The organism is Pseudorhodobacter turbinis, assembly GCF_005234135.1.
GTDB classification, from domain to species: Bacteria; Pseudomonadota; Alphaproteobacteria; order Rhodobacterales; family Rhodobacteraceae; genus Pseudorhodobacter; species Pseudorhodobacter turbinis.
The window spans coordinates 706,427-729,548 of record NZ_CP039965.1 but is presented as its reverse complement, the minus strand read 5'-3'; the positions used below and the strand labels follow the sequence as shown (position 1 = coordinate 729,548).

At 57.3% G+C, this 23,122-nt stretch carries 22 protein-coding genes, 1 tRNA gene and 3 pseudogenes; 18 read left to right on the top strand and 8 right to left on the bottom strand.

Annotated elements, in window-relative coordinates; genetic code table 11:
- Window positions 1–146: 146 nt before the first annotated feature.
- Entirely contained in the window at window positions 147–1,175 is a 1,029-nt protein-coding gene (locus tag EOK75_RS15915) for a s-methyl-5-thioribose-1-phosphate isomerase (RefSeq protein ID WP_137195045.1), read from the top strand.
- A 161-nt stretch (window positions 1,176–1,336) separates the two neighbouring features.
- Here the strand turns inward: EOK75_RS15915 and EOK75_RS21430 are convergent.
- The 4 genes and pseudogenes from EOK75_RS21430 to EOK75_RS15895 form a co-directional block, all read right to left on the bottom strand.
- Window positions 1,337–1,504, bottom strand: a pseudogene (locus tag EOK75_RS21430) (integrase core domain-containing protein); the annotation flags it as partial.
- A gap of 47 nt (window positions 1,505–1,551) precedes the next feature.
- Window positions 1,552–1,725, bottom strand: a pseudogene (locus tag EOK75_RS21945) (IS110 family transposase); the annotation flags it as partial.
- 1,710 nt (window positions 1,726–3,435) lie between these two features.
- A pseudogene (locus EOK75_RS21880) lies at window positions 3,436–3,597 on the bottom strand (DUF6538 domain-containing protein); the annotation flags it as partial.
- Window positions 3,598–3,706: 109 nt separating this feature from the next.
- A tRNA-Thr gene (locus tag EOK75_RS15895) sits at window positions 3,707–3,781 on the bottom strand.
- A gap of 289 nt (window positions 3,782–4,070) precedes the next feature.
- Here EOK75_RS15895 and murA point away from each other — a divergent pair.
- The 8 genes from murA to EOK75_RS15855 all read left to right on the top strand — a co-directional run bounded on the left by murA (window position 4,071) and on the right by EOK75_RS15855 (window position 10,497).
- Entirely contained in the window at window positions 4,071–5,339 is a 1,269-nt protein-coding gene (gene murA, locus EOK75_RS15890) for a UDP-N-acetylglucosamine 1-carboxyvinyltransferase (RefSeq protein ID WP_137195043.1), read from the top strand.
- Complete coding sequence (locus EOK75_RS15885) at window positions 5,336–5,812, top strand: DUF2948 family protein (RefSeq protein ID WP_137195042.1); 477 nt, start codon at window positions 5,336–5,338, stop codon at window positions 5,810–5,812. The genes murA and EOK75_RS15885 overlap by 4 nt, the downstream gene beginning before the upstream one ends.
- Window positions 5,813–5,878: 66 nt before the next feature.
- The gene (gene hisD, locus EOK75_RS15880; RefSeq protein WP_137195041.1) at window positions 5,879–7,180 is read left to right on the top strand and encodes a histidinol dehydrogenase; all 1,302 of its coding nucleotides are present in this window, start codon (window positions 5,879–5,881) and stop codon (window positions 7,178–7,180) included.
- A 62-nt stretch (window positions 7,181–7,242) separates the two neighbouring features.
- Entirely contained in the window at window positions 7,243–7,719 is a 477-nt protein-coding gene (locus tag EOK75_RS15875; protein WP_137195040.1) for a UPF0262 family protein, read from the top strand.
- A gap of 2 nt (window positions 7,720–7,721) precedes the next feature.
- Window positions 7,722–8,183, top strand: coding sequence for an arsenate-mycothiol transferase ArsC (locus EOK75_RS15870; RefSeq protein ID WP_137195039.1), 462 nt, complete (start codon window positions 7,722–7,724; stop codon window positions 8,181–8,183).
- 71 nt (window positions 8,184–8,254) lie between these two features.
- A complete protein-coding gene (locus EOK75_RS15865; RefSeq protein ID WP_137195038.1) occupies window positions 8,255–9,127 on the top strand; it encodes a carbon-nitrogen hydrolase family protein in 873 nt (290 codons plus the stop codon).
- Between the two features lie 96 nt (window positions 9,128–9,223).
- Window positions 9,224–9,802 carry a nitroreductase family protein gene (locus tag EOK75_RS15860; RefSeq protein ID WP_137195037.1) on the top strand — a complete coding sequence of 193 codons (579 nt, stop codon included), beginning with the start codon at window positions 9,224–9,226 and terminating at the stop codon, window positions 9,800–9,802.
- Entirely contained in the window at window positions 9,799–10,497 is a 699-nt protein-coding gene (locus EOK75_RS15855; protein ID WP_137195036.1) for an EI24 domain-containing protein, read from the top strand. The genes EOK75_RS15860 and EOK75_RS15855 overlap by 4 nt, the downstream gene beginning before the upstream one ends.
- Here the strand turns inward: EOK75_RS15855 and EOK75_RS15850 are convergent.
- The gene (locus EOK75_RS15850; RefSeq protein WP_137195035.1) at window positions 10,494–10,775 is read right to left on the bottom strand and encodes a DUF1467 family protein; all 282 of its coding nucleotides are present in this window, start codon (window positions 10,773–10,775) and stop codon (window positions 10,494–10,496) included. The two genes, EOK75_RS15855 and EOK75_RS15850, sit on opposite strands and share 4 nt — an antisense overlap.
- Window positions 10,772–11,176: a methylmalonyl-CoA epimerase gene (mce, locus tag EOK75_RS15845; RefSeq protein ID WP_050526275.1), complete on the bottom strand. Its 405-nt coding sequence runs from the start codon at window positions 11,174–11,176 to the stop codon at window positions 10,772–10,774. Before mce ends, EOK75_RS15850 begins: the two co-directional genes overlap by 4 nt.
- Window positions 11,177–11,341: 165 nt before the next feature.
- On the opposite strand from mce, the gene EOK75_RS15840 reads away from it, so the two are divergent.
- Window positions 11,342–12,124 (top strand): response regulator, encoded by a 783-nt coding sequence (locus EOK75_RS15840; RefSeq protein ID WP_137195034.1) that lies wholly within the window; start codon window positions 11,342–11,344, stop codon window positions 12,122–12,124.
- Here EOK75_RS15840 and EOK75_RS15835 read toward each other — a convergent pair.
- Both EOK75_RS15835 and EOK75_RS15830 read right to left on the bottom strand, forming a co-directional pair.
- Window positions 12,071–12,778 carry a GNAT family N-acetyltransferase gene (locus EOK75_RS15835; RefSeq protein ID WP_137195033.1) on the bottom strand — a complete coding sequence of 236 codons (708 nt, stop codon included), beginning with the start codon at window positions 12,776–12,778 and terminating at the stop codon, window positions 12,071–12,073. The two genes, EOK75_RS15840 and EOK75_RS15835, sit on opposite strands and share 54 nt — an antisense overlap.
- Window positions 12,779–12,869: 91 nt before the next feature.
- On the bottom strand, window positions 12,870–13,466 hold the full coding sequence (locus EOK75_RS15830) for a helix-turn-helix domain-containing protein (protein ID WP_137195032.1): 597 nt from the start codon (window positions 13,464–13,466) through the stop codon (window positions 12,870–12,872).
- A gap of 213 nt (window positions 13,467–13,679) precedes the next feature.
- Here EOK75_RS15830 and EOK75_RS15825 point away from each other — a divergent pair, with 213 nt between their 5' ends.
- The 8 genes from EOK75_RS15825 to EOK75_RS15790 all read left to right on the top strand — a co-directional run bounded on the left by EOK75_RS15825 (window position 13,680) and on the right by EOK75_RS15790 (window position 23,102).
- On the top strand, window positions 13,680–14,714 hold the full coding sequence (locus EOK75_RS15825; RefSeq protein WP_137195031.1) for an ABC transporter substrate-binding protein: 1,035 nt from the start codon (window positions 13,680–13,682) through the stop codon (window positions 14,712–14,714).
- Between the two features lie 85 nt (window positions 14,715–14,799).
- Window positions 14,800–15,966 (top strand): ABC transporter permease, encoded by a 1,167-nt coding sequence (locus tag EOK75_RS15820; RefSeq protein ID WP_168199266.1) that lies wholly within the window; start codon window positions 14,800–14,802, stop codon window positions 15,964–15,966.
- Between the two features lies 1 nt (window position 15,967).
- On the top strand, window positions 15,968–16,756 hold the full coding sequence (locus EOK75_RS15815) for an ABC transporter permease (RefSeq protein ID WP_137195029.1): 789 nt from the start codon (window positions 15,968–15,970) through the stop codon (window positions 16,754–16,756).
- A 1-nt stretch (window position 16,757) separates the two neighbouring features.
- Entirely contained in the window at window positions 16,758–17,822 is a 1,065-nt protein-coding gene (locus EOK75_RS15810; protein ID WP_137195028.1) for an ABC transporter ATP-binding protein, read from the top strand.
- Window positions 17,823–17,842: 20 nt separating this feature from the next.
- On the top strand, window positions 17,843–19,144 hold the full coding sequence (locus tag EOK75_RS15805; RefSeq protein ID WP_137195027.1) for an NAD(P)/FAD-dependent oxidoreductase: 1,302 nt from the start codon (window positions 17,843–17,845) through the stop codon (window positions 19,142–19,144).
- Window positions 19,145–19,171: 27 nt separating this feature from the next.
- Complete coding sequence (locus EOK75_RS15800) at window positions 19,172–21,130, top strand: oxidoreductase (protein ID WP_137195026.1); 1,959 nt, start codon at window positions 19,172–19,174, stop codon at window positions 21,128–21,130.
- Window positions 21,131–21,289: 159 nt separating this feature from the next.
- Window positions 21,290–21,790, top strand: a complete 501-nt coding sequence (locus EOK75_RS15795) for a TRAP transporter small permease subunit (protein ID WP_137195025.1) — start codon at window positions 21,290–21,292, stop codon at window positions 21,788–21,790.
- Window positions 21,780–23,102 carry a TRAP transporter large permease gene (locus tag EOK75_RS15790; protein ID WP_205965524.1) on the top strand — a complete coding sequence of 441 codons (1,323 nt, stop codon included), beginning with the start codon at window positions 21,780–21,782 and terminating at the stop codon, window positions 23,100–23,102. Before EOK75_RS15795 ends, EOK75_RS15790 begins: the two co-directional genes overlap by 11 nt.
- The last annotated feature ends 20 nt before the right edge of the window (window positions 23,103–23,122 follow it).

Below are 23,122 nucleotides of genomic sequence, written 5' to 3'. Positions count from 1 at the left end.
CCAGAGTATCAAGTCTAAGTGAACTAATAGGCGGCTGGCCGGCTATCTGTCTGTCAACTATCCCATCACAAAAAAGTGCGGGCCGAGCCATTCTGTTGGCGGTTGAGGGGTACCGCATTGCATACAAAGATTCGAAGGAAATCAAAATGGCGACAGAACTGTTAGTGAAAATGCCGACGCTTCATGACAAGAGTGTCTTGATAGTGGATGGGATGGTGCAAATTCTGGACCGGAGGAGCTTTCCGTTTCAGATCGAATACGTTGACTGCAAAACCGTTGAAGACGTCGCCGTAGCCATCGAGGATATGGTTACCCAAAGCGGCGGCCCTTATTATGCAGCCAGCGCCGGGCTGGTGCTGGCTGCAGCAGAGGCTGAAAAGCTAACCGATCCGGCGGCTAGGATGACATGCTTTGATTCGGCTGCAAAGCGTCTGATAGCAACGCGGCCAACGAACAACATGATCTTCACGGCAGTCACCAAGGTGATGGAGAAAGTAGCCGACATTATCGACCGAGAGGATTTAGTAGGCGCCACTGAAAGCGCGGTTCTCACATTATGGCAAGAACATCGCGCCACTGGTGTCGTTCTGGGCGAATATGCTGCTGCACTGATCCAAGAAGGCGATACGATTCTAACCCATTGCTGGGGGGAATCCACAATCATGGAAACGGTAGCGGCAGCCTTGCGCCAGGGCAAAAAATTCCAAATGGTCTGCACCGAAACCCGCCCTTATCTTCAGGGCAGTCGCCTGACTGCGCATAGTATCGGTGAAATGGGCGTGGATGTAACTGTGATCACAGACAGCATGGGTGCAGCAGCAATGGATGCGGGCAATATTTCTCGGCTGATGACGGCTGCGGACCGCGTCACCGGAGCTGGGCACGTCATCAACAAGGTCGGGACGCTGCAGCTTGCCATTGCGGCACGTCACTTCGGCATTCCATTCACCGCTATGGTTAAAAAGCCTGATTTCTCCACGATGGCGCCTGAGGATGTGCCAATGGAAATGCGCGACCCTGAAGAGGTTCTGCATTGTCTAGGCCACCGCACGGCAACAACACTGGCACGAGGCTGGTATCCGGCATTTGACATCACCCCACCGGGATTGGTGACCAACATTGCCACTTACGACGGGGTTTTTGCGCCGGATCATTTGAAGGAATTCAAAAGTTAGCCGCCCCGATATTCCCAATGATCTGATCTAAGCTACGATCACTACGAACGGTCTTGTCAGAGGAAACTGGCTTGAGTTGGGCCGGACGTCGGTCTAGCCTCGCCGTATGACAAAACTCCGCCCTTTCTGGAGTGCCCCCATCGGGCGATCCAGTCTAAATGTTAGTGCATGGTGGGCCTCTGGTCTATCGGCATCATGCTTTCCGGCGACAGTGGGCGATAGCCCAATGCGTTGTGGGGCCCGACAGTATTGCAATGATGACGCCAGCGCTCGATGAGGATCTAGGCCTCGCGTAACGTGTAGTACACCTCGCCATTGAGCAGCTCGTCCGCTGTCCTGCAACGGTTTTCCTAGAAACCGTGAGTATCCGTATTGGTCAAGCGTGGACCTTGGTCCACTTTCTGCGATCCCGCAGGAGGGAATTTGCCATCACAAGAAGTTTGCGCATGATTGCTGTCATGGCCAGCTTCTTACACTTTCCAGAAGCTACCAACTGGTCATACTTCGCCTTCATGTCGGAATTGAAGCGTGTTGCGACAACGGCGGGCAGTATCCATCCGGTGAAGGCCAAATATGGGTCACGCTTGATGTCTGTTTTCCAAGGCGATCAATTCGCGTAGGTTCTCTATACCGAATGGGGTGAAGGCCAAGATCTCAATATCGGTGGTGCCGCAAACCAAGATTATGCGATCTTCGGGCTGCATTCCGTTGGCAAGTTCATGAAGCCGATCCACGGTCTCGCCCAGTTCTGCGGAGACGCGGTCAACGGTTTCGACGGCATTGACTTTGAAGATACAGTTGCTGAAGACGTTCCGCAGCGCATTTCGCGGTATTCATAGCAACCGCCAAACAGATCGAGACCCAGCTTGCGATAGCGCGCTTCGGCCGTTCGATCCGTTGGGCCGCACAAAATGGTCGATGTGTTGATGGAAGGAGTTCGGTTGCTGAGGGAAAACGCCAGGCAGATATTGGCGATTGAAGGTGCAGACGAAATCCAGACCGTTGTTGAAGACATAGCTAGGCTGGCTGTGCTAGGAATTGCCAACGAAGACTACCGACCGATAACGGTTACTGCTGTGGAAGCATTAGCATCACTAACACTTGACCTGTTTCGTAGCAGAAACCGAGATATTCGCTATGCATCCGAAAAAATCAGAAGCTGGATTTCAATACTGGCCGGTTGGACCTGTCGCGGTTTGATGCCGCTCCTTTGATAGCATTTATTGCAACAAAGGAGACTGACTATGGGACTGAAACGAACAGACGAATTTAGGCAAGATGCGGTGCGTATAGCGCTGACCAGCGGGCTTATGTGGTTGATTGACGCCTTGAGAACCTCGATCGCTTCCGCAGTCGTATAGCCCTTTTCACGGATATGTAGCTTTTTGGGAATTTCTTGCCGCACCAATTCCCCTTCGTTGGTGGGGAGTTGATCATTGACGTAAGCCCATTTCAGCACTGCGTTGATAGCGGCAAGATATTTGTCTGAGACTGTTTTTGCCGACATGCCGGATTCGAGCAGAGCGTCGCGCCATTTGATAAGATCGCGTTTGGTGATTTTGCGGGCATCATCATGACCAAGGAATTTAATGAGACTACGAATTACGCCCTCCCAATTCGCGCCACCATCGCGGTGTCGGCCGGTCATTTGGCGCTTTTTGATGTAGTCATTGAATAGCTGCTGCAGCGGTACTCGGGCGGGATTTTGTACTGGGACGGTGGTTGGTTTTAAGATCGAGTCTGTCGGTGTATCCAAGAAAGTGCCTTCATCGCGTTCCAAGGTGCGTTTTAACGCATCGATCTCGGCACGGGCGATTCCACTCGCCAACCCACGCCACTCGACCGAGTCCTGCTCGACGTCTAGCATCTGTTCCACAATATATTTTTCGACGCTAGCATCAATAAGTCTAAAGTCACCGGCACTGGCAGCCGAGCGGAGCGCATTGAGGCGACGCACGCGGTTTTGGTGATCGAAGTGACGAGCGCCCGCTTTCAGTTCGTAATCGGTATAGAGATTGAGCACTGCAACGCCATGGCGTCGGGCGTCACCTTCACCTGCTTCAATGCGTTGCATTGCTGTCTCATACTCCGCATCTATTTCTGCTGGAGTAGGCATAGCATCACGTTTGTGTTCGTCGGCTTGAAGCAGATGGGTATAATGTAACCATGCGGCGGCAACCTTGTCATCTGGTGTCATTGTGCGGTTGTTTGCTTCAGTTGGTGCTTTTTCGGTTCCACCTTCGGCGGATTGTCTTGCCTGTTGGATTTGCGCTTGCAAGCGTGCGACGGCTGCGGCGTGTTTGCGGTTGGCAGTGCGAAGGTCACCACCCAAAGGCTCGATCAATTCAGATTTCCCAAGAATGGCTTGTAGGCTTTTGGGAACAGCGACGCGCGCCCAAAAACGCCCGTTCTTTTTTTCCAATGGCGCCGTTTTCCCGCCATACCCAACCTCATTCTGGCACCTGCTCTGGCACTAAAAACGGCACTATGCTCAGGTAATCAAGCACTTTTTTAGTATCAATGAGTTAAGGTGGTGCTGTGAGAGAGGATTGAACTCTCGACCTCACCCTTACCAAGGGTGTGCTCTACCACTGAGCTACCACAGCATCCTACGCGATGATCCGTGTTCATCAGCGTGTGGCGGGTGATTAGTCTGAAATTTCTCAGGGTGCAAGGGTAATCTGGACGCTTTTTAACGACTAAGGTAGAGAAGGGGCATGAATGATGATCGTAAAAGCCAAAATCCTGTGAAAAAACCCGCCACTGCGCGCCAGAAAACGGCTGCGGAACTGCGAGAGGCGCGCCTCAAGGCAGCGCTTAAAGCGAACATGGCAAAGCGAAAATCGCAAGCAAAGGCCCGAAACGGGCAAAACATAGAATAAGCAGAGGCGGTATATGGATTCGATTCTTGTAAGGGGTGGTGGTGAGCTCAATGGTGTGATTCCCATTGCCGGGGCCAAAAATGCCTGTCTGACGTTGATGCCTGCGACGCTGCTCAGCGAAGAACCGCTGACGCTGACCAATGCGCCGCGGCTGTCGGATATTCGCACGATGACGGAATTGCTTGGGTCGCTGGGGGCCGAGGTGGCAAGCCTTCAGGGCGGGCAGGTCTTGGCCATGTCCAGCCACAACATCCATAACCATACCGCTGATTATGACATCGTGCGCAAAATGCGGGCGTCCATTTTGGTGCTGGGGCCGATGCTGGCGCGGGACGGGCATGCGATTGTGTCGCTGCCGGGTGGCTGTGCGATTGGTGCGCGCCCTGTGGATATGCATTTGCAGGCGCTGGAGGCGATGGGCGCCGATCTGGAGCTACGCGACGGGTACGTTCATGCCAAGGCGCGTGGCGGGCGTTTGACGGGCGCACAGTTTGAATTCTCGGTGGTCTCGGTCGGGGCCACGGAAAATGCGCTGCTGGCGGCGACTTTGGCGCGCGGCACCACCGTCTTGAAAAACGCGGCCCGTGAGCCGGAGATCGTGGATCTTGCCCAATGCCTGCGCCGTATGGGCGCGCAGATTGAGGGCGAGGGCACCAGCACCATCACCATTCAGGGCGTCGACCGTTTGGGCGGGGCCACGCATCCGGTGGTGACAGACCGGATCGAACTTGGCACCTATATGCTGGCCCCCGCGATTTGTGGCGGTGAGGTGGAATGCCTTGGCGGGCGTATGGACCTTGTCGGGGCGTTTTGTGAAAAGCTGGATGAGGCGGGCGTCTCCGTTGAGGAAACCGAGCGCGGCCTGAAGGTGAAGCGCAAGAACGGGCGTGTGGATGCGGTGAATGTGACCACCGAACCTTTCCCCGGCTTTCCGACCGATTTGCAGGCACAGATGATGGCGCTGCTTTGCACCGCCAATGGCACCAGCGTGTTGGAGGAACGGATCTTTGAGAACCGCTTCATGCACGCGCCGGAATTGATCCGTATGGGCGCGCAGATCGAGGTTCAGGGCGGCCATGCCACGGTGACGGGTGTGGACAAACTAAAAGGGGCACGGGTGATGGCGACCGATCTGCGCGCCTCCGTTAGCTTGATCTTAGCGGCGATGGCAGCCGAGGGCGAAACCGTGGTCAGCCGCGTCTATCACCTCGATCGCGGCTATGAGCGGGTTGAGGAAAAGCTGGGCGCTTGCGGCGCGCATATCGAGCGGATCACAACATGAGCGATGCCCGGTTTGAAGATGGCGCCGACAGCCCGCTTGCGCTGATGGTTGCGGAGGCTGCGGATATAGAGGTGGTCTCAGCGCTGCTGCAAGATGCGGTGTTTGCGGGCAGCGACATGCGCTATGTCGCCAAGCGGCGGGAGTTTGCGCTCTTGCTCAACCGTTTTCGGTGGGAGGATCTTGCCGCTGCTGAACGCACCGGTCGCGCCTATGAAAGGGTGCGCACGGTGTTGATGTTCCGCGACGTTCTCGCGGTGCAAACGCAGGGCATCGACCCCAAGGATGGCGATACGGTGCTTTCGCTTTTGGCGATCACTTTTGAGCTGGGCGCGGATGGCGCGGGCCGTGTGGTGCTGACGCTGGCCGGGGACGGCGCACTTGCCTTGCAGGTAGAGGCGTTGAATGCCGATCTGCGTGATGTGACGCGGCCCTATGTGGCGCCGTCGGGCAAGGTGCCGGATCACGGAAACTAAGGGCATTTGCTTGAGGTGGCGGGCGTCGCGCGCTAAGGGGTTATATGTTGTAAAAAGGGGCGTTTGATGCCGGTTTTCCTTTCCACCGATGACAGTGATTTCGAGGCGCGCTTTGCCGCACTTTTGGCGGCCAAGCGCGAAGACAGCGTCGATGTGGATGATATCGTGGCTGGTATCATCGCCGATGTGCGCACCCGGGGTGATGCGGCGGTGTTGGAGCTGACCAAACGGTTTGATCGTCTGGCCCTGACGGCAGAAGCGATGCGGTTTTCCGCTGCCGAGATTGAGGCTGAATGTGCCAAGGTCTCGCCTGAGGATCGCGCGGCGCTGGAGCTGGCGGCCGAACGTATCCGCGCCTATCACGCGCGCCAACGCCCCGAAGATGCGATGTGGGAGGAGCCGACCGGCGCGCGGCTTGGCTGGCGCTGGACGCCGGTTACGGCGGCGGGGCTTTATGTGCCGGGGGGGCTGGCGAGCTATCCTTCATCGGTGTTGATGAACGCGATTCCAGCACAGGTCGCGGGGGTTGAACGGCTGGTGATTTGTTGCCCGACACCGGACGGGGTGGTGAACCCGCTGGTTTTACTGGCGGCCAAAATCTCGGGCGTGACGGAAGTGTACCGCATCGGTGGCGCGCAGGCGATTGCGGCCTTGGCTTATGGTACCGACACCATCGCCCCAGTCGACAAGATCACCGGACCGGGCAATGCCTTTGTGGCCGCCGCCAAACGCCGGGTCTTTGGCCGTGTGGGCATTGACATGATCGCGGGGCCATCGGAAATTCTGGTGATTGCGGATCGGGATAATAACCCCGACTGGATCGCGCTTGATCTGTTGTCTCAAGCCGAGCATGATGAAAGCGCACAAAGCATTTTGGTGACGGATGATGCGGGTTTTGGGCAAGCGGTGGTGCAGGCTGTTGAAAAACGGCTGGAAACGTTGGAACGCCGCGCCATTGCGGCCCCAAGCTGGCGTGACAATGGTGCGGTGATCGTGGTGCGCGATCTCGCCGAGGCCGCGCGGATTTCCAACCGTGTGGCCCCCGAGCATCTTGAACTGTGCGTGGCCGATCCCGAAGGCCTAAGCCAACAGATCACCCATGCCGGTGCGATTTTTCTGGGTCAATATACCCCCGAGGCCATCGGTGACTATATCGGCGGGCCGAACCATGTGCTGCCCACGGCCCGCTCTGCGCGGTTTTCCAGCGGGCTTTCGGTCTTGGATTTCATGAAGCGCACCACCTTGGCACAGATGACCCCGGCGGCCCTGCGTGCCATCGGCCCTGCAGCGGTGCGGCTGGCCACATCGGAAAGTTTGCAAGCGCATGGGCTGTCGGTGCAGGCGCGGCTTGACCGTTTGAATGACTAAAGCCCTTGCGCCACAGGGCGCAAAAGGCCATCAATCCTTAATCCCTGTGATGGAAATACCCGATGACCCGCATTTGCCATATTGAAATTGATGACACCGGCCTTGCCGCTGCAACCCCCGAGATTGAACAGGAACGCAAGGTTGCGATCTTTGATCTGCTGGAGGACAACAGCTTTGCCTTGCCGAAGCGCGATGACAGGGCGGTGCCCGAGGGGCCCTTCCGTCTTGCGCTTTCTATCCGTGAGGGGCGTCTGGTTTTCGATATCAGCAATGAGGCGGAGGAAAAGGTCGGGGAGTTTCATCTTTCGCTTGGACCTTTCCGGCAGGTGGTAAAGGATTATTTCCAGATCTGTGAAAGCTATTTCGAGGCGGTAAAACGGCTGCCCCCCAGCCAGATCGAGGCGATTGATATGGGGCGCCGCGGCATCCACAACGAAGGCGGTCGCATCTTGCAAGAGCGTCTGGAGGGGAAGGCCGATGTCGATATTGATACCGCGCGCCGCCTCTTCACCCTGATTTGCGTTTTGCACTGGGGTTAAGAGTGGCCGGTTTTCCACAATCGGTACTATTTTGCTGTGACCATAATGCGGTCCGGTCGCCAATGGCAGAAGGGCTTATGAAAAAGCTCTATGGTCAAAGGGCTTATGTGCAATCTGCGGGGGTTAAGAACGATCTGGAGATTGACGGGTTCTCCATCGCCGTTAGCCGCGAGTTGGGGATCGAGCTTTCAAAACACCGCAGCCGCTCTTTTGAGGAAATGCGCGATTGGGGCGATGATCTGACGCAATTCGATCTGATCATCGCGCTGTCCCCGGCCAGCCAGCGTATGGCGCTTGAGCTGACTCGGTTTCATCACCTAGAGATCGAATATTGGCCGGTGATGGACCCGACTGGCCTTGGCGGTTCGCGTGAGGCCAAACTTGCCGCTTATCGCCAAACGCGCGACCAGATCCGCAGCCGCATGTTGGAACGTTTCGGCCCGCCCGAGGAAGAGCAGGCGTAATGCACATGCGGGTTGTGAACGGCAAAAGACCGCGCGCCAATTCTGGATGCACAAGCTTTGAAGGATAGATCATGAAAATTGCCGCCGCTGCCTACCCTCTGACCTATTTCAATGATTTCAATGAATATAGTGCCAAGATCACCGCTTGGGTGGCTGATGCCGCAGGGCAGGGCGCGCAGCTTCTGGTCTTTCCCGAATACGGCGCGATGGAACTTGCCAGCCTCGGCGGTCGTGCCGTCGCCCAAGATATCGAGGCCGCCTTGCATGAGGTCGCCGGCCATGCCGCCGCCGTTGATGCGTTGCATGTTGAACTTGCCGCCCGATATGGTGTTTACATCCTTGGTGCCTCGGCTCCCTTCTTTATTGGGGAACGTCCTGTCAACCGCGCAATGTTCTATGGTCCCGAGGGTGTGATTGGCCATCAGGACAAGCAAATCATGACACGGTTTGAATGTGATCCATGGAACGTTATCGCGGGCACAGGCCTTAACGTCTTCGACACTCCCATCGGCAAGATCGGCGTGCTTATCTGCTATGATAGTGAATTCCCCCTGCTTGCGCGCACAATGGTCGAAGCAGGCGCCGAGATCCTTCTCGCGCCCTCCTGTACCGAAAGCTATGCAGGCTTTACCCGTGTACGCGTCGGCTCCATGGCGCGTGCGCTTGAAAATCAGTGTATCGTGGTCCATTCGCCCACAGTCGCAGCATGTGATTTTTGCCCCGCAGTAGAGGAAAACGTCGGATCGGCCTCGATCTACGGTCCGCCCGATCACGGCTTTCCCGAAAATGGCATTTTTGCGCAAACGCCCCTTAACCAGCCGGGCTGGGCCGTGGCAGAGGTTTCTTTGGATGCTATCCACGATATTCGTCGCGATGGTGGCGTGCTCAATCATAAAGATTGGGCGGAACAGGCCGCGCGGATCGCGGTTAAAAACAACGGCTGACCTCTTTCCGTGGCAACGCCGTTTGAAAGGGGCTCAATGCCCCTGAAAACGGCAGCTCTCCGGTTTTGCGGGACCCAACAACAAAGGACTTTGGCAATGCCAGATTTGAAACTCTCAGCGGCAGAATTTTTGCAATCCCGGCGGTCGGTGCCTGCCAAAACGCTGGGCCTGCCCGTGCCGGATAAGGCCGCCCTAATGCCCTTGCTGACTGCCGCCTGCCGCGTGCCGGATCATGGCAAGTTGGAGCCTTGGCGCTTTGTGGTGTTAGAGCGTGGCGCGATGGAACGCTTGGCATCCCTTGCACAGACTCGCGCCACAGCGCTTGGGCTGGATGCGGAAAAAGCTGCCAAAGGCATTTCGCAGTTTGAGGCGGGGCAGCTGGCCGTTGTTGTCATTTCCTCTCCCAAACCCTCCGATAAAGTCCCGGAGATTGAACAGCTCCACTCTGCATCCTGTGCATGTTTTTCCTTGCTCAACGCTGCACTGGCGGCCGGATGGGGGGCAAACTGGCTGTCGGGTTGGCCCACGTTTGATCGCAGCTTCGTTGAGGAAGGTTTTGGCCTGTCGCCCGCTGAATCGGTAGTCGGCATTGTTCACATCGGCTCCATCACCAAGCCCAGCCCCGAGCGTCCGCGCCCCGATGTTGCCAGCCTGATCACTTGGGCCTCCGCATGATTTTCGGTGCATTCTTGAAAGCCGTGGCACAGCTTGGCGATCCGCGCTTCCGGCGGGTGATGTATTGGGGTGTCGGGCTGACACTGGCATTGCTGATTGCCATCTACGCGCTGTTTTTATGGGTGATCCAAAGCTTCGTCCCCGCCGCGATCGAGATCCCCTTTGTCGGCCCTGTTGCCGGCCTTGGCACGCTGCTCAGCTGGGGCTCGGCCTTCTTGATGATCGTGCTGTCGGTGTTTTTGATGATGCCTGTAGCCTCGGCCTTTACATCGATGTTTCTGGATGATGTGTCCCAAGCGGTAGAGGATCGGCATTATCCCGGCCTCCCCCCCGCGCTAAAGCAAAGCTTTGGGGATGCGGCGGTGGATACGCTGAATTTCTTTGGGCTTTTGGTCGCGCTGAACGTGCTGGCGCTGATGCTTTACCCCTTCGCGGGGCCGTTTATTCCCGTGGTGTTCTGGGCGGTCAACGGGATGCTGCTTGGGCGGGAATATTTCACGCTGGTCGCGGCGCGGCGTTTGGGGCGCCCGGCGGCAAAAGCCTTGCGCAAGCGTCACTGGCTCACGGTGTGGTGGGCAGGCAGCCTAATGGCCGCCCCGCTCTCTATCCCTTTGGTGAACCTGGTGATCCCGGTGTTGGGGGCGGCCACGTTCACGCATCTGTTCCACCGCCTGAACGGAAAAGTTCCGCGTTAGTTTGTGGAAACAGGTGGCAGCCGGTGCATCCAGTCAAAGTCGCGCACCGAGATAACGCCGGACAGGATAATCGCACATAGGATCGCCCAGATTACGGTGGCGAAAATCGTGGTGATGATGGCTTTGCGCTTCATCACAAAGCCCGCAGGCGCGCCCGCAGGGGTGCCGGGAACCACGTGCCCCATATCCCCTTGCGAGGTTGTACGTATTTGTAAGACCACGAAGAAAACCATAAACCAGCTTACGGAATATAGCACGAAGGCGGCAGAGATGGTCATACCTGCTCCAACTCTACCAAGCAGCCGTTGAAATCTTTGGGGTGCAAAAAGAGCACGGGTTTGCCATGCGCGCCGATCTTCGGCTCTCCGCTGCCCAAAATCCGCGCGCCTTCGGCCAGAAGCTTGTCACGCGCGGCCAGAATATCATCGACTTCATAGCAGATGTGATGAATGCCGCCCGCCGGGTTTTTTTCCAGAAATCCGTTGATGGGGGAGTTCTCGCCCAAGGGATAGAGCAGCTCGATCTTGGTGTTCGGCAAGGTGATGAAAACCACCGTCACCCCGTGGTCGGGCTCATCCTGCGCGGGGCCGACATCGGCGCCAAGGGTGTTGCGATATTGTGCCGCGGCGGCGTCCAGGTCTGGTACGGCAATGGCCACATGGTTCAGGCGTCCGATCATCACTCGCTCCTTTTGGGATTCTTGGGGATATATGCGGCGTGGGGCGGCATTGGGCAAGGGGCGGGGGGAAATGGCACCGGTTTTTGTGCCGATCTTCATCAAATATTAGGGAGAACTGGTGTCTGATAGGGGGTCGATGCTAACTCGAACCAGAAAGGTGCAAGGATGCCATACCCCCAAGGTCCATTTCCGGCCAAACCCATGCCGGAAGGCCCCGGATTTGCGCATCTGTATGATCGGGTGGCCTTGCCTCTGGCAGGTGTTACCCTTTTGGCTGTGGAAGATAGCCGTTTTGCGTCCGAGGCGTTGCGCCTTTTGTGTCAGCGCAGTGGCGCGCGGATGCGGCGGGCAGAAACCCTTGCTGCGGCGCGGCGGCATTTGGCGGTTTACCGGCCGGATGTGGTGTTGGTCGATCTTGGCCTGCCCGATGGCAATGGCGCGGATCTGATACGGGAGCTGACGCGCGGTCAAGGACTTGGCAGCCTTGTTCTGGCCATAAGCGGCGATCCCGACGGGTGGTCACAAGCGGTACGTGCAGGTGCGGCAGGGTTCCTTGAGAAACCTCTGCAAAGCCTCGCGGCATTTCAAAAAATGATTTTGACACATCTTCAAGGGCAATCGGGCTTGGTACCGCGTGCGGATGATAAACCGATCCAGCCCGATCCGCAGGCATTGCAAGATGATTTGCTTCATGCGGCCGACCTTATCGCGCAGGGGGATGAAAACCCACGGCGCTATGTGGTGGATTTCGTCTCTGGTATTGCGCGCAGCTCTAACGATACGGCATTGGCCTGCGCGGCCGCTTCGGCCCGCACGTCAACCGAGGGGATGATTGAACTTGGCGCCCTGCTTGGCCAGCGTATCAGCCATTGCGCCGATCCTTTTGCGATCGGATCAGTTGCCGGGGCGAAGGCCGGGGTCGCTATTGGCGCGCACAAGACGGGTTAGGTCGCTAAGCTGCTCCCTTTGCCGTCCGCTCGCATCAAAGTTGGAAGGCGCAAGCCATGCGGTAAAGGCCTCATATAGGGCAGGCCATTCACTGTCGATCACGGAAAACCAAGCTGTGTCACGGTTGCGACCCTTGGCAACAGCCGCTTGGCGAAAGATCCCCTCATAGGAAAAACCGAGCCGCTGCGCCGCCCGCCGCGATGCCATATTGCGCGCATTGCACTTCCATTCGTAGCGGCGATAACCAGCGTTAAAAGCCCATTGCATCATCAAATACATTGCCTCGGTCGCTTGTCGCGATTGTTGAAGCTCTGGTGCGATGCAGATACTGCCGACCTCGATCGATCCGGCCGCAGGATCTATCCGCAAAAAGCTTGCCACCCCGCCGCAATGGCCCGAGACCAGATCGCGGATTGCATAAAACTGCACACTGGAATCGTTTGTTTTTTCCTTCACCCAGCGGTGATAGCTTGCCGCCGAGGAAAATGGCCCATCATACATGTAGTCCCAAAGGGCGTCATGGCCGGAAAAGGCACGAAAAAGGTCGGCAGCATGGAGATCGGCATCAAGGCGTTCCAGCACCACATGATGGCCCGTAAGGGTGTCGCCGTCGGGTGCCACGGGGCCGCGCCAGTGCAACAGGTCTTTTTCCATCAATCAGGCCCACTCCAATATTCTTCGCAATTATGTATGCGGTGATCTGCGGGTTCCGGCAACCCTGTTTCGCGGTGGCTGGGCTTGCGGCCTATACGGTTGCGGGGCTGACAACCCAGATCACCTCACAGGGGGTATCACCGATTGTCCAAAATCGAACCATTGTCCAAGCCGGAAAGGCGAAACTATCCCCTTTCTTGATGATATGCGACATTCCATCAAGCTCTAGCCCCAAGGTGCCGCCAACGACCAAACCGCATTTCCCGCCCTCGGTGTTGGAATAAGGCTCCCCTGAATCGGCACCCGGTTGCATCATGAAGCGCAGCATCTGGATTTGGGGCTGGGTGTCGGGGGTCAGCAATTGCTTGCGCAATTTTCCGTCGTCAAATGACAACTCCCGCCGACTTTCGTTGCGCACCACATAATCACTGTTGTCCTCTGGCTTTTGGGAGGCGGGCTCGAACAGCCAGGCGACGGGCATATCCAGCGCGGCGCAGATCGCGCGCATGGATTTGACGGATGGCAGGGCGAGGCCGCGTTCGACCTGACTGATCATACCGATTGAAAGGCCCGCGCCTTGCGCCACCTGTTTCAGCGACATGCCCCGCAGCTTGCGGCGAAAGCGTAGGCGGGCCCCGATTTGGGGTTTTCCGTCAAGCATGACTTCGGGGGCCATCGATGGTTGCATGGCAAAATGCTGTCCTATTGTTCGCGGTAACATTAGCGATTAATTTTCTCTTTTTGTAAAACGAAATAAAATTACTTGCATAATATTTTAATCTTGCCAAAATTTAAGGGCGAGAGTTGATCTGAAAAGCCCGCCCTTACACCATGAGGGGTAGAGGCTTGCGATTGTCGTCAGGGCGTCTTTCAGGGGCCTTGCCAACTAAGGGGAGAGTTTATGAAACATGTCGTTAAAGCGCTTGCGGTCTCTGGGCTTGCTGTTTGTGCAGCACAGGGTGCACAGGCGCGCGATCTTACGATTGCCGGCTGGGGTGGGAATTATCAGGACGCCCAACGCGAATCCTATTACACGCCATTTGCCGAATCGAAGGGCATGGCCTTTACGGAAACAACCTATCTTGGCGGTCTTGCTGAGGTGAAAGCGATGGCTGACACCGGCAATGTGACATGGGATCTGGTGACGGTGGAAGGTGCCGACCTTCAGCTTGGCTGTGACGAAGGCTTGTTCGAGGTGATTTCGTGGGATGATATCCCCACGCAGGACGAGCTGAACCCCAATGCGATCAACGAATGCGGTGCGGGCAATGTGGTGATCGGCAACGGTTATGCTTATAACTCTGAAACTTTTCCGGACGCGCCCCAAGATTGGGCTGATTTCTTTGACACCGAAAAATTCCCGGGCAAGCGTGCGGTTCGCAACCTGCCCAAGTGGAATCTGGAATATGCGCTTCTTGCTGATGGCGTTGCCGTGGATGACGTTTATGATGTCCTGTCCACATCCGAAGGCGTCGACCGTGCCTTTGCCAAGCTTGATATGATCAAGGATGATGTGCAGTTCTGGGATGCCGGTTCGCAGCCGGTCGAATGGCTTGCGGCGGGCAATGTTGTCCTAAGCACCGCCTATAACGGCCGCATCATTACCGCCAAGAATGAAGGCCAGCCGCTGGAATTCGTGTGGAAGAACCACATCTACAGCATTGATTCCTGGGCCATTCCAACAGGCGCAGAGCATAAGGATGTGGCGATGGAATTTATCGCCTTTGTAAGCGAAGCGGCACCGCAGGCAAAATTCTCGGAGTTGATGCCCTACGGTCCGACAAACATGAAGACCGCTGAGATGTTGGCGGAGGATATCGTGAAAGACCTGCCAACTGGCAAGAACACCGAAGATGCGCTGTTCTTTTCCGATGCTTTCTGGATTGACCATTCCGATGCGCTGACCGAGCGCTGGAACAACTGGGCGACGCAGTAACCTTGAACTGACACGCTCGCTAGCCCTGCTTGCCATAACCGGCGGGCAGGGCTAGGCCACGGTCCAGAACAGAATGGAAAGAGCCATGCGAAACGCAAATGGCAACCGTTTGGCAACAGTCATGTTGCTTATCATGCCGCTGATCATTTATTTGATGTTCTACCTTTACCCGCTGCTGACAGTGGGAAGCCAAAGCGTGGACAACAGTACGCTTTACGATCAATTTCAAACTCTTTCAGAGGTGGTCGAGGACGGCAGCCCTGATGAGCGTGCCGCCGCCCTTGTTGCCGATCTGATCGCCGCCGACCGCCGCGATCTGGCCGAGGCCGCGCGCAACCTGAACCAGGAACGCAGCGGATTTCGATCCCTGTTGATCAAATCCGGTAAAAAGGCCGAGGAACTTCCGCCAACGATGGAGGGGTTGACCGCTTTTGACAAGCGGTGGGGGCAGCAGGTCTATTGGGACATTCTGGCCCGCAACATCGCACCGATCACTTGGAGGCATTTCCAAAAAGCTTCTGGTTTCAAGCCGGATGGCGACGGCGGTTTTGTTCAGGCCGAGGGCGATGACATCTATTTGCGCATCATGGTGCGGACCATCGTTATTGCGACGCAGGTGACGCTGTTGACGTTGCTGATCGGCTATCCGCTGGCCTATGCTGCGGCCAATGGCAAGCCGCGGCTTGCGACGATTGTTTTCATGGTCGTTTTGCTTAGCTTCTGGACCTCGATCTTGGTGCGGACATCGGCTTGGGTTGTATTGTTGCAGACCCATGGCTTGCTCAATAACCTGCTGATATGGCTGCGCATTATATCTGAACCGCTGCAGCTTATCTTCAACCGTTTCGGCACTGTGGTTGCGATGACGCATGTTTTGCTGCCCTTTGCCATTCTGCCGATTTTCAACGTGATGAAGACCATCCCGATATCCCAAAGCGACGCCTCGCGCAGCCTTGGGGCCGGCGGGATAGAAACCTTTTTGCGGGTCTATTTCCCGCAAACCCTGCGCGGCGTTGCGGTCGGTGGGGGCACTGTGTTTATCCTTGCCCTTGGCTTTTACATCACACCGGCGCTGACTGGCGGGCCGAGCGACCAGATGCTGTCCTATTACATCGCGGATTTCGTGAAGAAATCGCTGAATTGGGGCATGGCTTCGGTGCTCTCGGTGATGCTCTTTGGCTGTGTAGTGCTGATTTTGGGCCTTGGGTCCGGGGCTTGGCTCTTGTTCAAATCCCGCAAAGGAGGGCGTTGATATGTCACGCGCAATCTATTGGGTAAGCCTTGTCCTAAGCATGCTGTTCCTTGCGCTACCGTTGCTGTTGGTACTGCCGCTGGCCTTCAACGAAAGCTCTTTCCTGACCTATCCGATGGAGGGGTTTACCTTTGATTGGTTCAAGGTCGCCTTTACCCAGCCGCCGTGGATGCCTGCCTTCTTCAACAGTTTGAAGGTTGCCTTTGGTGCATCTGTTGTTGCGGTGGTGATCGGCGGGCTGGCGGCGATGGGGACCATGCTTTCGGGCCGCTTTGGGCAGATTGTCCTGTCGGGGCTGTTCATCTCGCCGATTGTTATCCCTTCGGTGGTTTTAGGCGTGGCCTTTACCTATGCCTTCGGGCGCGCGGGCTTTGGCGGTGGTTATGTGTCGCTGGTGCTGGCGCATGCGATCCTAGGTGCGCCGCTGGTGTTCTTGTCGGTGATGACATCGCTCAAGGGGCTGGACCCGGAATTGGAGCGCGCGGCGGCCTCGATGGGGGCATCGCGCGCTTATCGGTTTCGGACCGTAACCTTGCCGCTGGCGGCGCCGGGCTTCATGACAGGCGCGCTTTTCGCCTTTGTCACCTCATTTGATGAGGTGGTGGTCGCGCTGTTTCTGGCGGCCCCGCAATCGACGACGCTGCCGATCGCGCTGTTCTCCGGTCTTCGTGACCGGTTGGAACCGACGATCATCGCCGTCGCCCTGATGCTCTCCTTGCTTTCGTTGATGTTCTTGCTGGTGCTGAACTGGCTGCAACAACGTTCGCGCTACAAAACGCGTGGGAAATAAAATGTCCTCTTTGGAAATCAAAAATATCGACAAGTTCTACGGTGCGACGCAAGCGCTTTTTGATGTCTCGCTGAATATCGAGATGGGGGAGTTTGTGACCCTGCTTGGCCCTTCGGGGTCGGGCAAAACCACCTTGCTGAAAATCCTTGCGGGGTTTGAGCCGGTCAGCAGCGGCACGATCTTGATGAACGGGCGCGACATCAGCCTGCTCTCGCCGGAAAAGCGCAATTTCGGGCTGGTGTTCCAAGGCTATGCGCTGTTTCCGCATATGACGGTGCATGATAATATCGCCTATCCGCTGAAGGTGCGGCGCGTCGCCAAGGATGAGATTAACGAGCGGGTGACAGCCATTCTGGATCTGGTCCAGCTTGGCAAATTCGCCGGTCGCTATCCGGCAGAGCTGTCTGGCGGCCAGCAGCAGCGCGTGGCGCTGGCGCGTGCTTTGGTGTTCAAACCCGACCTTTTGCTGTTGGATGAGCCGATGTCGGCGCTGGACAAGAAGCTGCGCGTTGATCTGCAAGAGGAGCTGCGCGATATTCACCGCACGCTTGGCACCACTTTCATCAACGTCACCCACGACCAAGAAGAAGCGATGCATATGTCCGATCGCATCGCGGTGATGAACCACGGCCGGATCGCGCAGTTTGATACCGCCTTCAACCTTTACCGCCGCCCTGATACCCGCTTTGTAGCTGATTTCGTTGGAAAATCAAACATCCTCAGTGGCGAGGTTGCGCAAGAAGGCGATACGGCCATGTTCCGGGCCAATGGCGTCGCTGTGCCACTTGCAGAGGCGCCGACGATGCTGGATGCCGAACTGATGATCCGCCCCGAGGATAGTACGGTAGAGGTGGAAGCCGTAAACGATGGCCGTATCTATCTGCCGGGCAAGGTTCTCAGCTCCACCTATTCGGGTGATCGTGCGCTTTATTCGCTCGCGATGGATATGGGCGAGAACTTCATCGTTTACGGATCGGCCCGCGCGGGCATCCATGCGGATGGCGCGCAGGTTCAGATGGCTTTTGCGCCCGGGGATTGCACGTTGCTGCGCAAATCCAACGGCTAGGCCCGAAGGGGGGCGACGCGATGAAAACGACGCCCTTCTGGTGGGAAGACGCCGCGCCGCAACACGCCGAGCGCGTGATTGACCGCGATCATTGCGGGGTGTTGGTCGTCGGGGCAGGCTATACCGGCCTGTCCGCGGCGATCACCTTGGCCGAGGCTGGTGTCGATGCTTTCGTGATTGATGCCCAGCGGGTTGGCGAGGGGGCAAGCTCTCGCAATGGTGGGCAGATCGGGAATACGCCCAAGTTTGATCTGGCCACGGCCAAGCGCAGGTTCGGCGACAAGCGCGGTGCCGAGGTGATAGAGGATTACCGCCAATCGATGCCCTTCATGCTGGCCCGCGCAAAGTCGCTGGGCGAAGATGTGGATCTTAACCTCAACGGTTCTGTTATTGGCGCGCATTGCCGCGCCGACCTTGCGGATATGCGCGCGGCCCGTGCGGCTTTGCCGCTTGATGCGCAGGCAAAGCTGGAGATACTGGAAGAGCATGAGGTCCCACGCGCTATCAAGACCGATACCTACCGCGGGGCGGTGATCAAAAACGGGCAAGGCTCGCTCCATCCGGCGAAATATGTGCGGGCTTTGGCCAATCGGGCGCGCGCGCTTGGGGTGCGTATCTTTACCGGCTGCCGCTATTTGGGGGCGCAGCGCGTGCCTGCGGGGTTTCAGGTGCAGGTGACGGGCGAACAAGGCCCCGTTGTGCTGCGGGCCGATCAGGTCTTGATCGCCGTCAACGGCTATGCCGGGCCAGAGCAGCCGTGGCTGCGCAAACGTGCGATCCCTGTTCAAAGCTATATCATCGCGACCCAAAGCCTGCCTCTGGCGCAGATGGAAGAGCTGTTGCCCATGAACCGCGCGGCGAGTGATAGCAAAAGGGTGCTGTGCTATTACCGTCGGTCGCCGGATGGGACACGGATGTTGTTTGGCGGCCGCGCGCGGTTTCGCACCACCAGCGAGGCCCGATCCGCGATCGGCTTGCGCGGCTATATGGAGCAAATCTTTCCCAGCCTCAAAGGGGTTGAGATCACGCACTCCTGGCTTGGCAATGTGTGCTTTGCCTCGGATTTCACCAGCCATGTCGGCAGGATGCCGGACGGGCTGCATTATGCGTCATGCTATAACGGCAGCGGTGTGTCGATGGCCACCTATATGGGCCACCGCGTTGCCGAATTGATGCTGGCGCGCGAGGGGGCGGATCGCGGTGTGGTCAACGCGCCTTTCCCCAAGGTGCCGTTTTACAATGGCAAGCCGTGGTTCTTGCCTGCGGTCGGCGGCTTGTACCGGCTTCAAGACAAATTGGCCCGTTGGCGCGACGGCGCCTAAGGCCCCACTTCATCCCAAGGAAAACCCATGAACGCCAAGGCATTCCCGCATCTTTTTACCCCGCTGACGATCCGGGGCACCACTTTGCGCAACCGTATCATGTCCACGGGCCATGACACGCTGTTGCCCCATGGCGGGCAGGTCTCGGATGAATATATCGCCTATCAAGAGGCCCGTGCCCGTGGGGGGGCCGGTCTGATCGTGACGCAGGTGGCAGGCGTGCATGAGACCGCGCGCTACACCGCGCATTTGCTGATGGCCACCGATGACGACTGCATCCCCGGCTTTCGCAAACTGGCCGAGGCCTGCCATGCCCATGGCGCGGTGGTGATCTCGCAGCTGTTCCATCCGGGGCGTGAGATTATGGAGGGCGCGAATGGTCTGTTGGCGGTGTCCTATTCCGCCTCGGCGGTGCCGAACGAGCGGTTCAAGATGATGCCGCGTGCGATGGACAAGGCGATGATCGACGAGGTGGTGCAGGGATATGCCGATGCCGCCCGCCGGATGTGGCAGGCGGGGTTTGACGGGGTGGAGTTTGTCGGCTCGCACGGCTATTTGCCCGCGCAATTTCTGAACCCATTGGTGAACCTGCGCACCGATGGTTATGGCGGCTCGCCCGAAAACCGTTTGCGCTTCTTGCAAGAGGCTCTGGCCGCGATGCGCGCCGCCACGGATGAGAATTTCATCATCGGCATGCGGCTTTCCGCCTCGGAGCGCGACGAGGGCGGGCTGACGATAGAGGATGCCTTGCAGGCCAGCCGCGCCTTGCAAGAGCAGCTTGACTACCTCTCGCTGACGGTCGGGACCTCGGCCACTCTGGGCGGTGCGGTGCATATTACCGCGCCGATGAATTTCCCCGCCGCCTATGTCGCGCCCGAGGTGGCACGCTTCAAAAAGGCGCTGACGATTCCGGTTTTTGCCACTGGCCGCATTAACCAACCGCAAGAGGCTGAGGCGATGCTGGCGCGCGGCGAGGCGGATGTCTGCGGCATGACCCGCGCGTTGATCTGTGATCCGGTGATGCCCAATAAGGCCGAGGCGGGGCAAGTGGATGATATTCGTGCCTGTATCGGCTGCAATCAGGCCTGTATCCACCACTTCCATAAGGGGCTTTCGATCAGCTGTATCCAGCATCCCGAAACCGGACGAGAGCTGCGCTTTGGTTCCAAGCCGCAGGCGGCCTCCCCCCGCAAGATTATGGTGATCGGCGGTGGTCCTGCGGGGCTGAAGGCGGCGGCCACCGCGGCCGAGCGTGGCCATGATGTCACCCTTTATGAGGCCGCAGCCCAGCTTGGCGGGCAGGCGCTTTTGGCGCAGCTTTTACCGCATCGCGCGGAATTTGGCGGTATTATCACCAATCTGGCAAGTGAATGCGGGCGCGCGGGGGTAACGATTGTCAAAGGCCAGACTGTTGATGCCGCGTTGATTGATGAAACCGCGCCTGATGCGATCATTCTTGCCACAGGGGCTGTGCCCTTTTTGCCAGACATTGAGAGTGATGGCGAAATGCAAATTCTGGGCGCCTGGGAGGTGTTGCGCCGTGAGGCTCGCGCCGGTGCGCGGGTGGTGATTGCCGATTGGCGTGCCGACTGGATCGGGATGGGTCTGGCCGAGATGCTGGCGGCCGACGGGTCGAATGTACGTCTGGCGGTCAATGCGCCGATGGCAGGGGATACGATTCCCTATTACGTTCGCGATACGATGCTGGGCAACCTGCACCGGCTGGGTGTCGAGGTGATCCCCTATGCGCGACTTTTTGGCACACAGGATGATACGGTGTTTTTGCAGCACACCGCCTCGCAAGAGCCGATTATTCTGGAGGGGGTGGACAGTCTGGTGCTGAGCCTTGGCCACCGTCCGCAAGACGATCTGCAAGACTGCATCCGTGTGCGCGGGATAGAGTTGCACCAGATCGGTGACGCCATGTCCCCGCGCACTGCCGAGGAAGCAGTTTATGAGGGCATGATAGCAGGGACCAGCGTTTGAAGTGAATGCCAAAGCCTGACGTAGCGTCATGTTCGCGGCGCAAGGCGGGTTCATGGTTAACGTCACGAAAAAAATCGGGAACCGTTTGGGTGGGCAAGATTATTACCTTGTAAATTTCCGTCTGATCGGTTTTCTTGCCACCCTAACAGGGAGGCAGCTATGATCATCAAAGCGATCGACACTCTGAATGAGGTCGTTGGCAGGGTTGTGTCTGTGGTAGCAATCGTTTTCGCTGCCATGATTATTTTTGACGTAATAATGCGATATGTTTTCAACGCCCCGACGCGCTGGGCCTTTGATGTCACCAAACAGCTATACGGCTTTTATTTTGTGATGCTGGGCGGTTACGCGCTGCGCCATCAATCGCATGTGCGTGTTGATCTGGTGACAGAAACGCTTGGTAACACGGCGCGGCGCTGGGTTGAGGTTGCGGGTTATTTGATCTTCTTCTTCCCCTTTGCTTGGGTTTTCGTAACCCGCTCTTGGGATTTCGGGATGAAGTCATGGCAGCAGGGAGAGACCACCTATGGTTCGGTCCAGCTGCCGGTTTACCCGTTGAAACTGGCGATGGCCGCCGCGGCTTTTCTTTTGCTGATACAGGGTATCTCGGAAGTGCTGAAACTTATTCTTGGACGCGAGGTTCCGCACCATGACTCCTGAGATTATTGCCCTTTGCATGTTCGGGCTTTTGCTGACGGGCCTGTTTATGGGCCACCCGTTGGCCTTCGTTCTTGGCGGCACGGCCGTTTTGGGCACCTTGATTGCGGGCAAGCCGATGGTGCTGGGCATCGTTATCAACCGGATTTTCGGCGATGTGCTGGATAACTTCACACTGATCGCTATCCCCCTGTTTATTTTGATGGCGAGATTCCTGTCTGACAGCGGTGTGACCGACAAGATGTTTGAAAGCCTGCGTTTGCTGTTGTCCAACGTGCGGGGCGGGCTGGCGCTTGCGGTGGTATTTATCTCCATCCTTTTGGCGGCGACGACCGGGATTATTGGCGCATCCATCACCGTGATGGGCGTTATGGCGCTGCGTCCGATGCTGCAATACGGCTATTCCCCGACGCTGACGACGGGCGTTATCGCGGCTTCGGGCTGTCTAGGTATTCTTATTCCTCCGTCCATCATGTTGATCCTGATGGCCTCTTACTCGCCGTTGTCGGTGGGGGAGCTGTTTGCCGGTGCGATGATTCCGGGCGTGTTGCTGGGCCTGCTTTATGCGGTTTGGGTGGTGATTGTTGCGATTTTTGATCCGAAATCGGCCCCTGCGGTTGAGCCAGATGAAAAAATCGCACGCGCTGCACTTGTGCGGATGCTGTTGATTGAGGCGTTGCCGCCGCTTGTGTTGATCCTTGGCATCCTCGGATCCTTGCTTGCGGGGATCGCCACCGCCACCGAGGCTTCAGCCATTGGGGCGGCCTTGGCGCTTGGCATCGTTATCTTGCGCCGCAAGTTTGAATGGAAAACCTTCTATTCGGCGATGCTGGAAACGGGGCGTACTTCTGCCATGATCTTGTTTATTGTGGTCGGAGCCACGGCCTTTACCGGGGTGTTCAATATCACCGGAGGGCTGCGCGCCACACAAGAAATTATCCGCAGTCTGGACATGGCGCCTTGGCTCTTGATTGTGATGATGCTGTTCATCGTGTTCATTCTGGGGGCGTTTCTGGACTGGACGGGGATCGTTTTGTTGTCCTTCCCGATCTTCCTGCCGATCGTTCAGGAGATGGACGTGAACCTTCTGTGGTTTGTGGTTTTGATGGCATTGGTGCTGCAAACCTCGTTCCTGACGCCGCCGTTCGGATATGCGTTGTTCTACCTGCGTGCAATTGCCCCCAAAGAGGTGCGCACCGGGCAGATCATCGCGGGTGTGATGCCCTTCATCGGGCTGATCATTCTGATGTGCATTGCCGTGGCATTCATACCACAGCTGGTGTTGTGGCTGCCACATACCCTTTATACTAACTGACCATTGAGGAGGAGAGATCA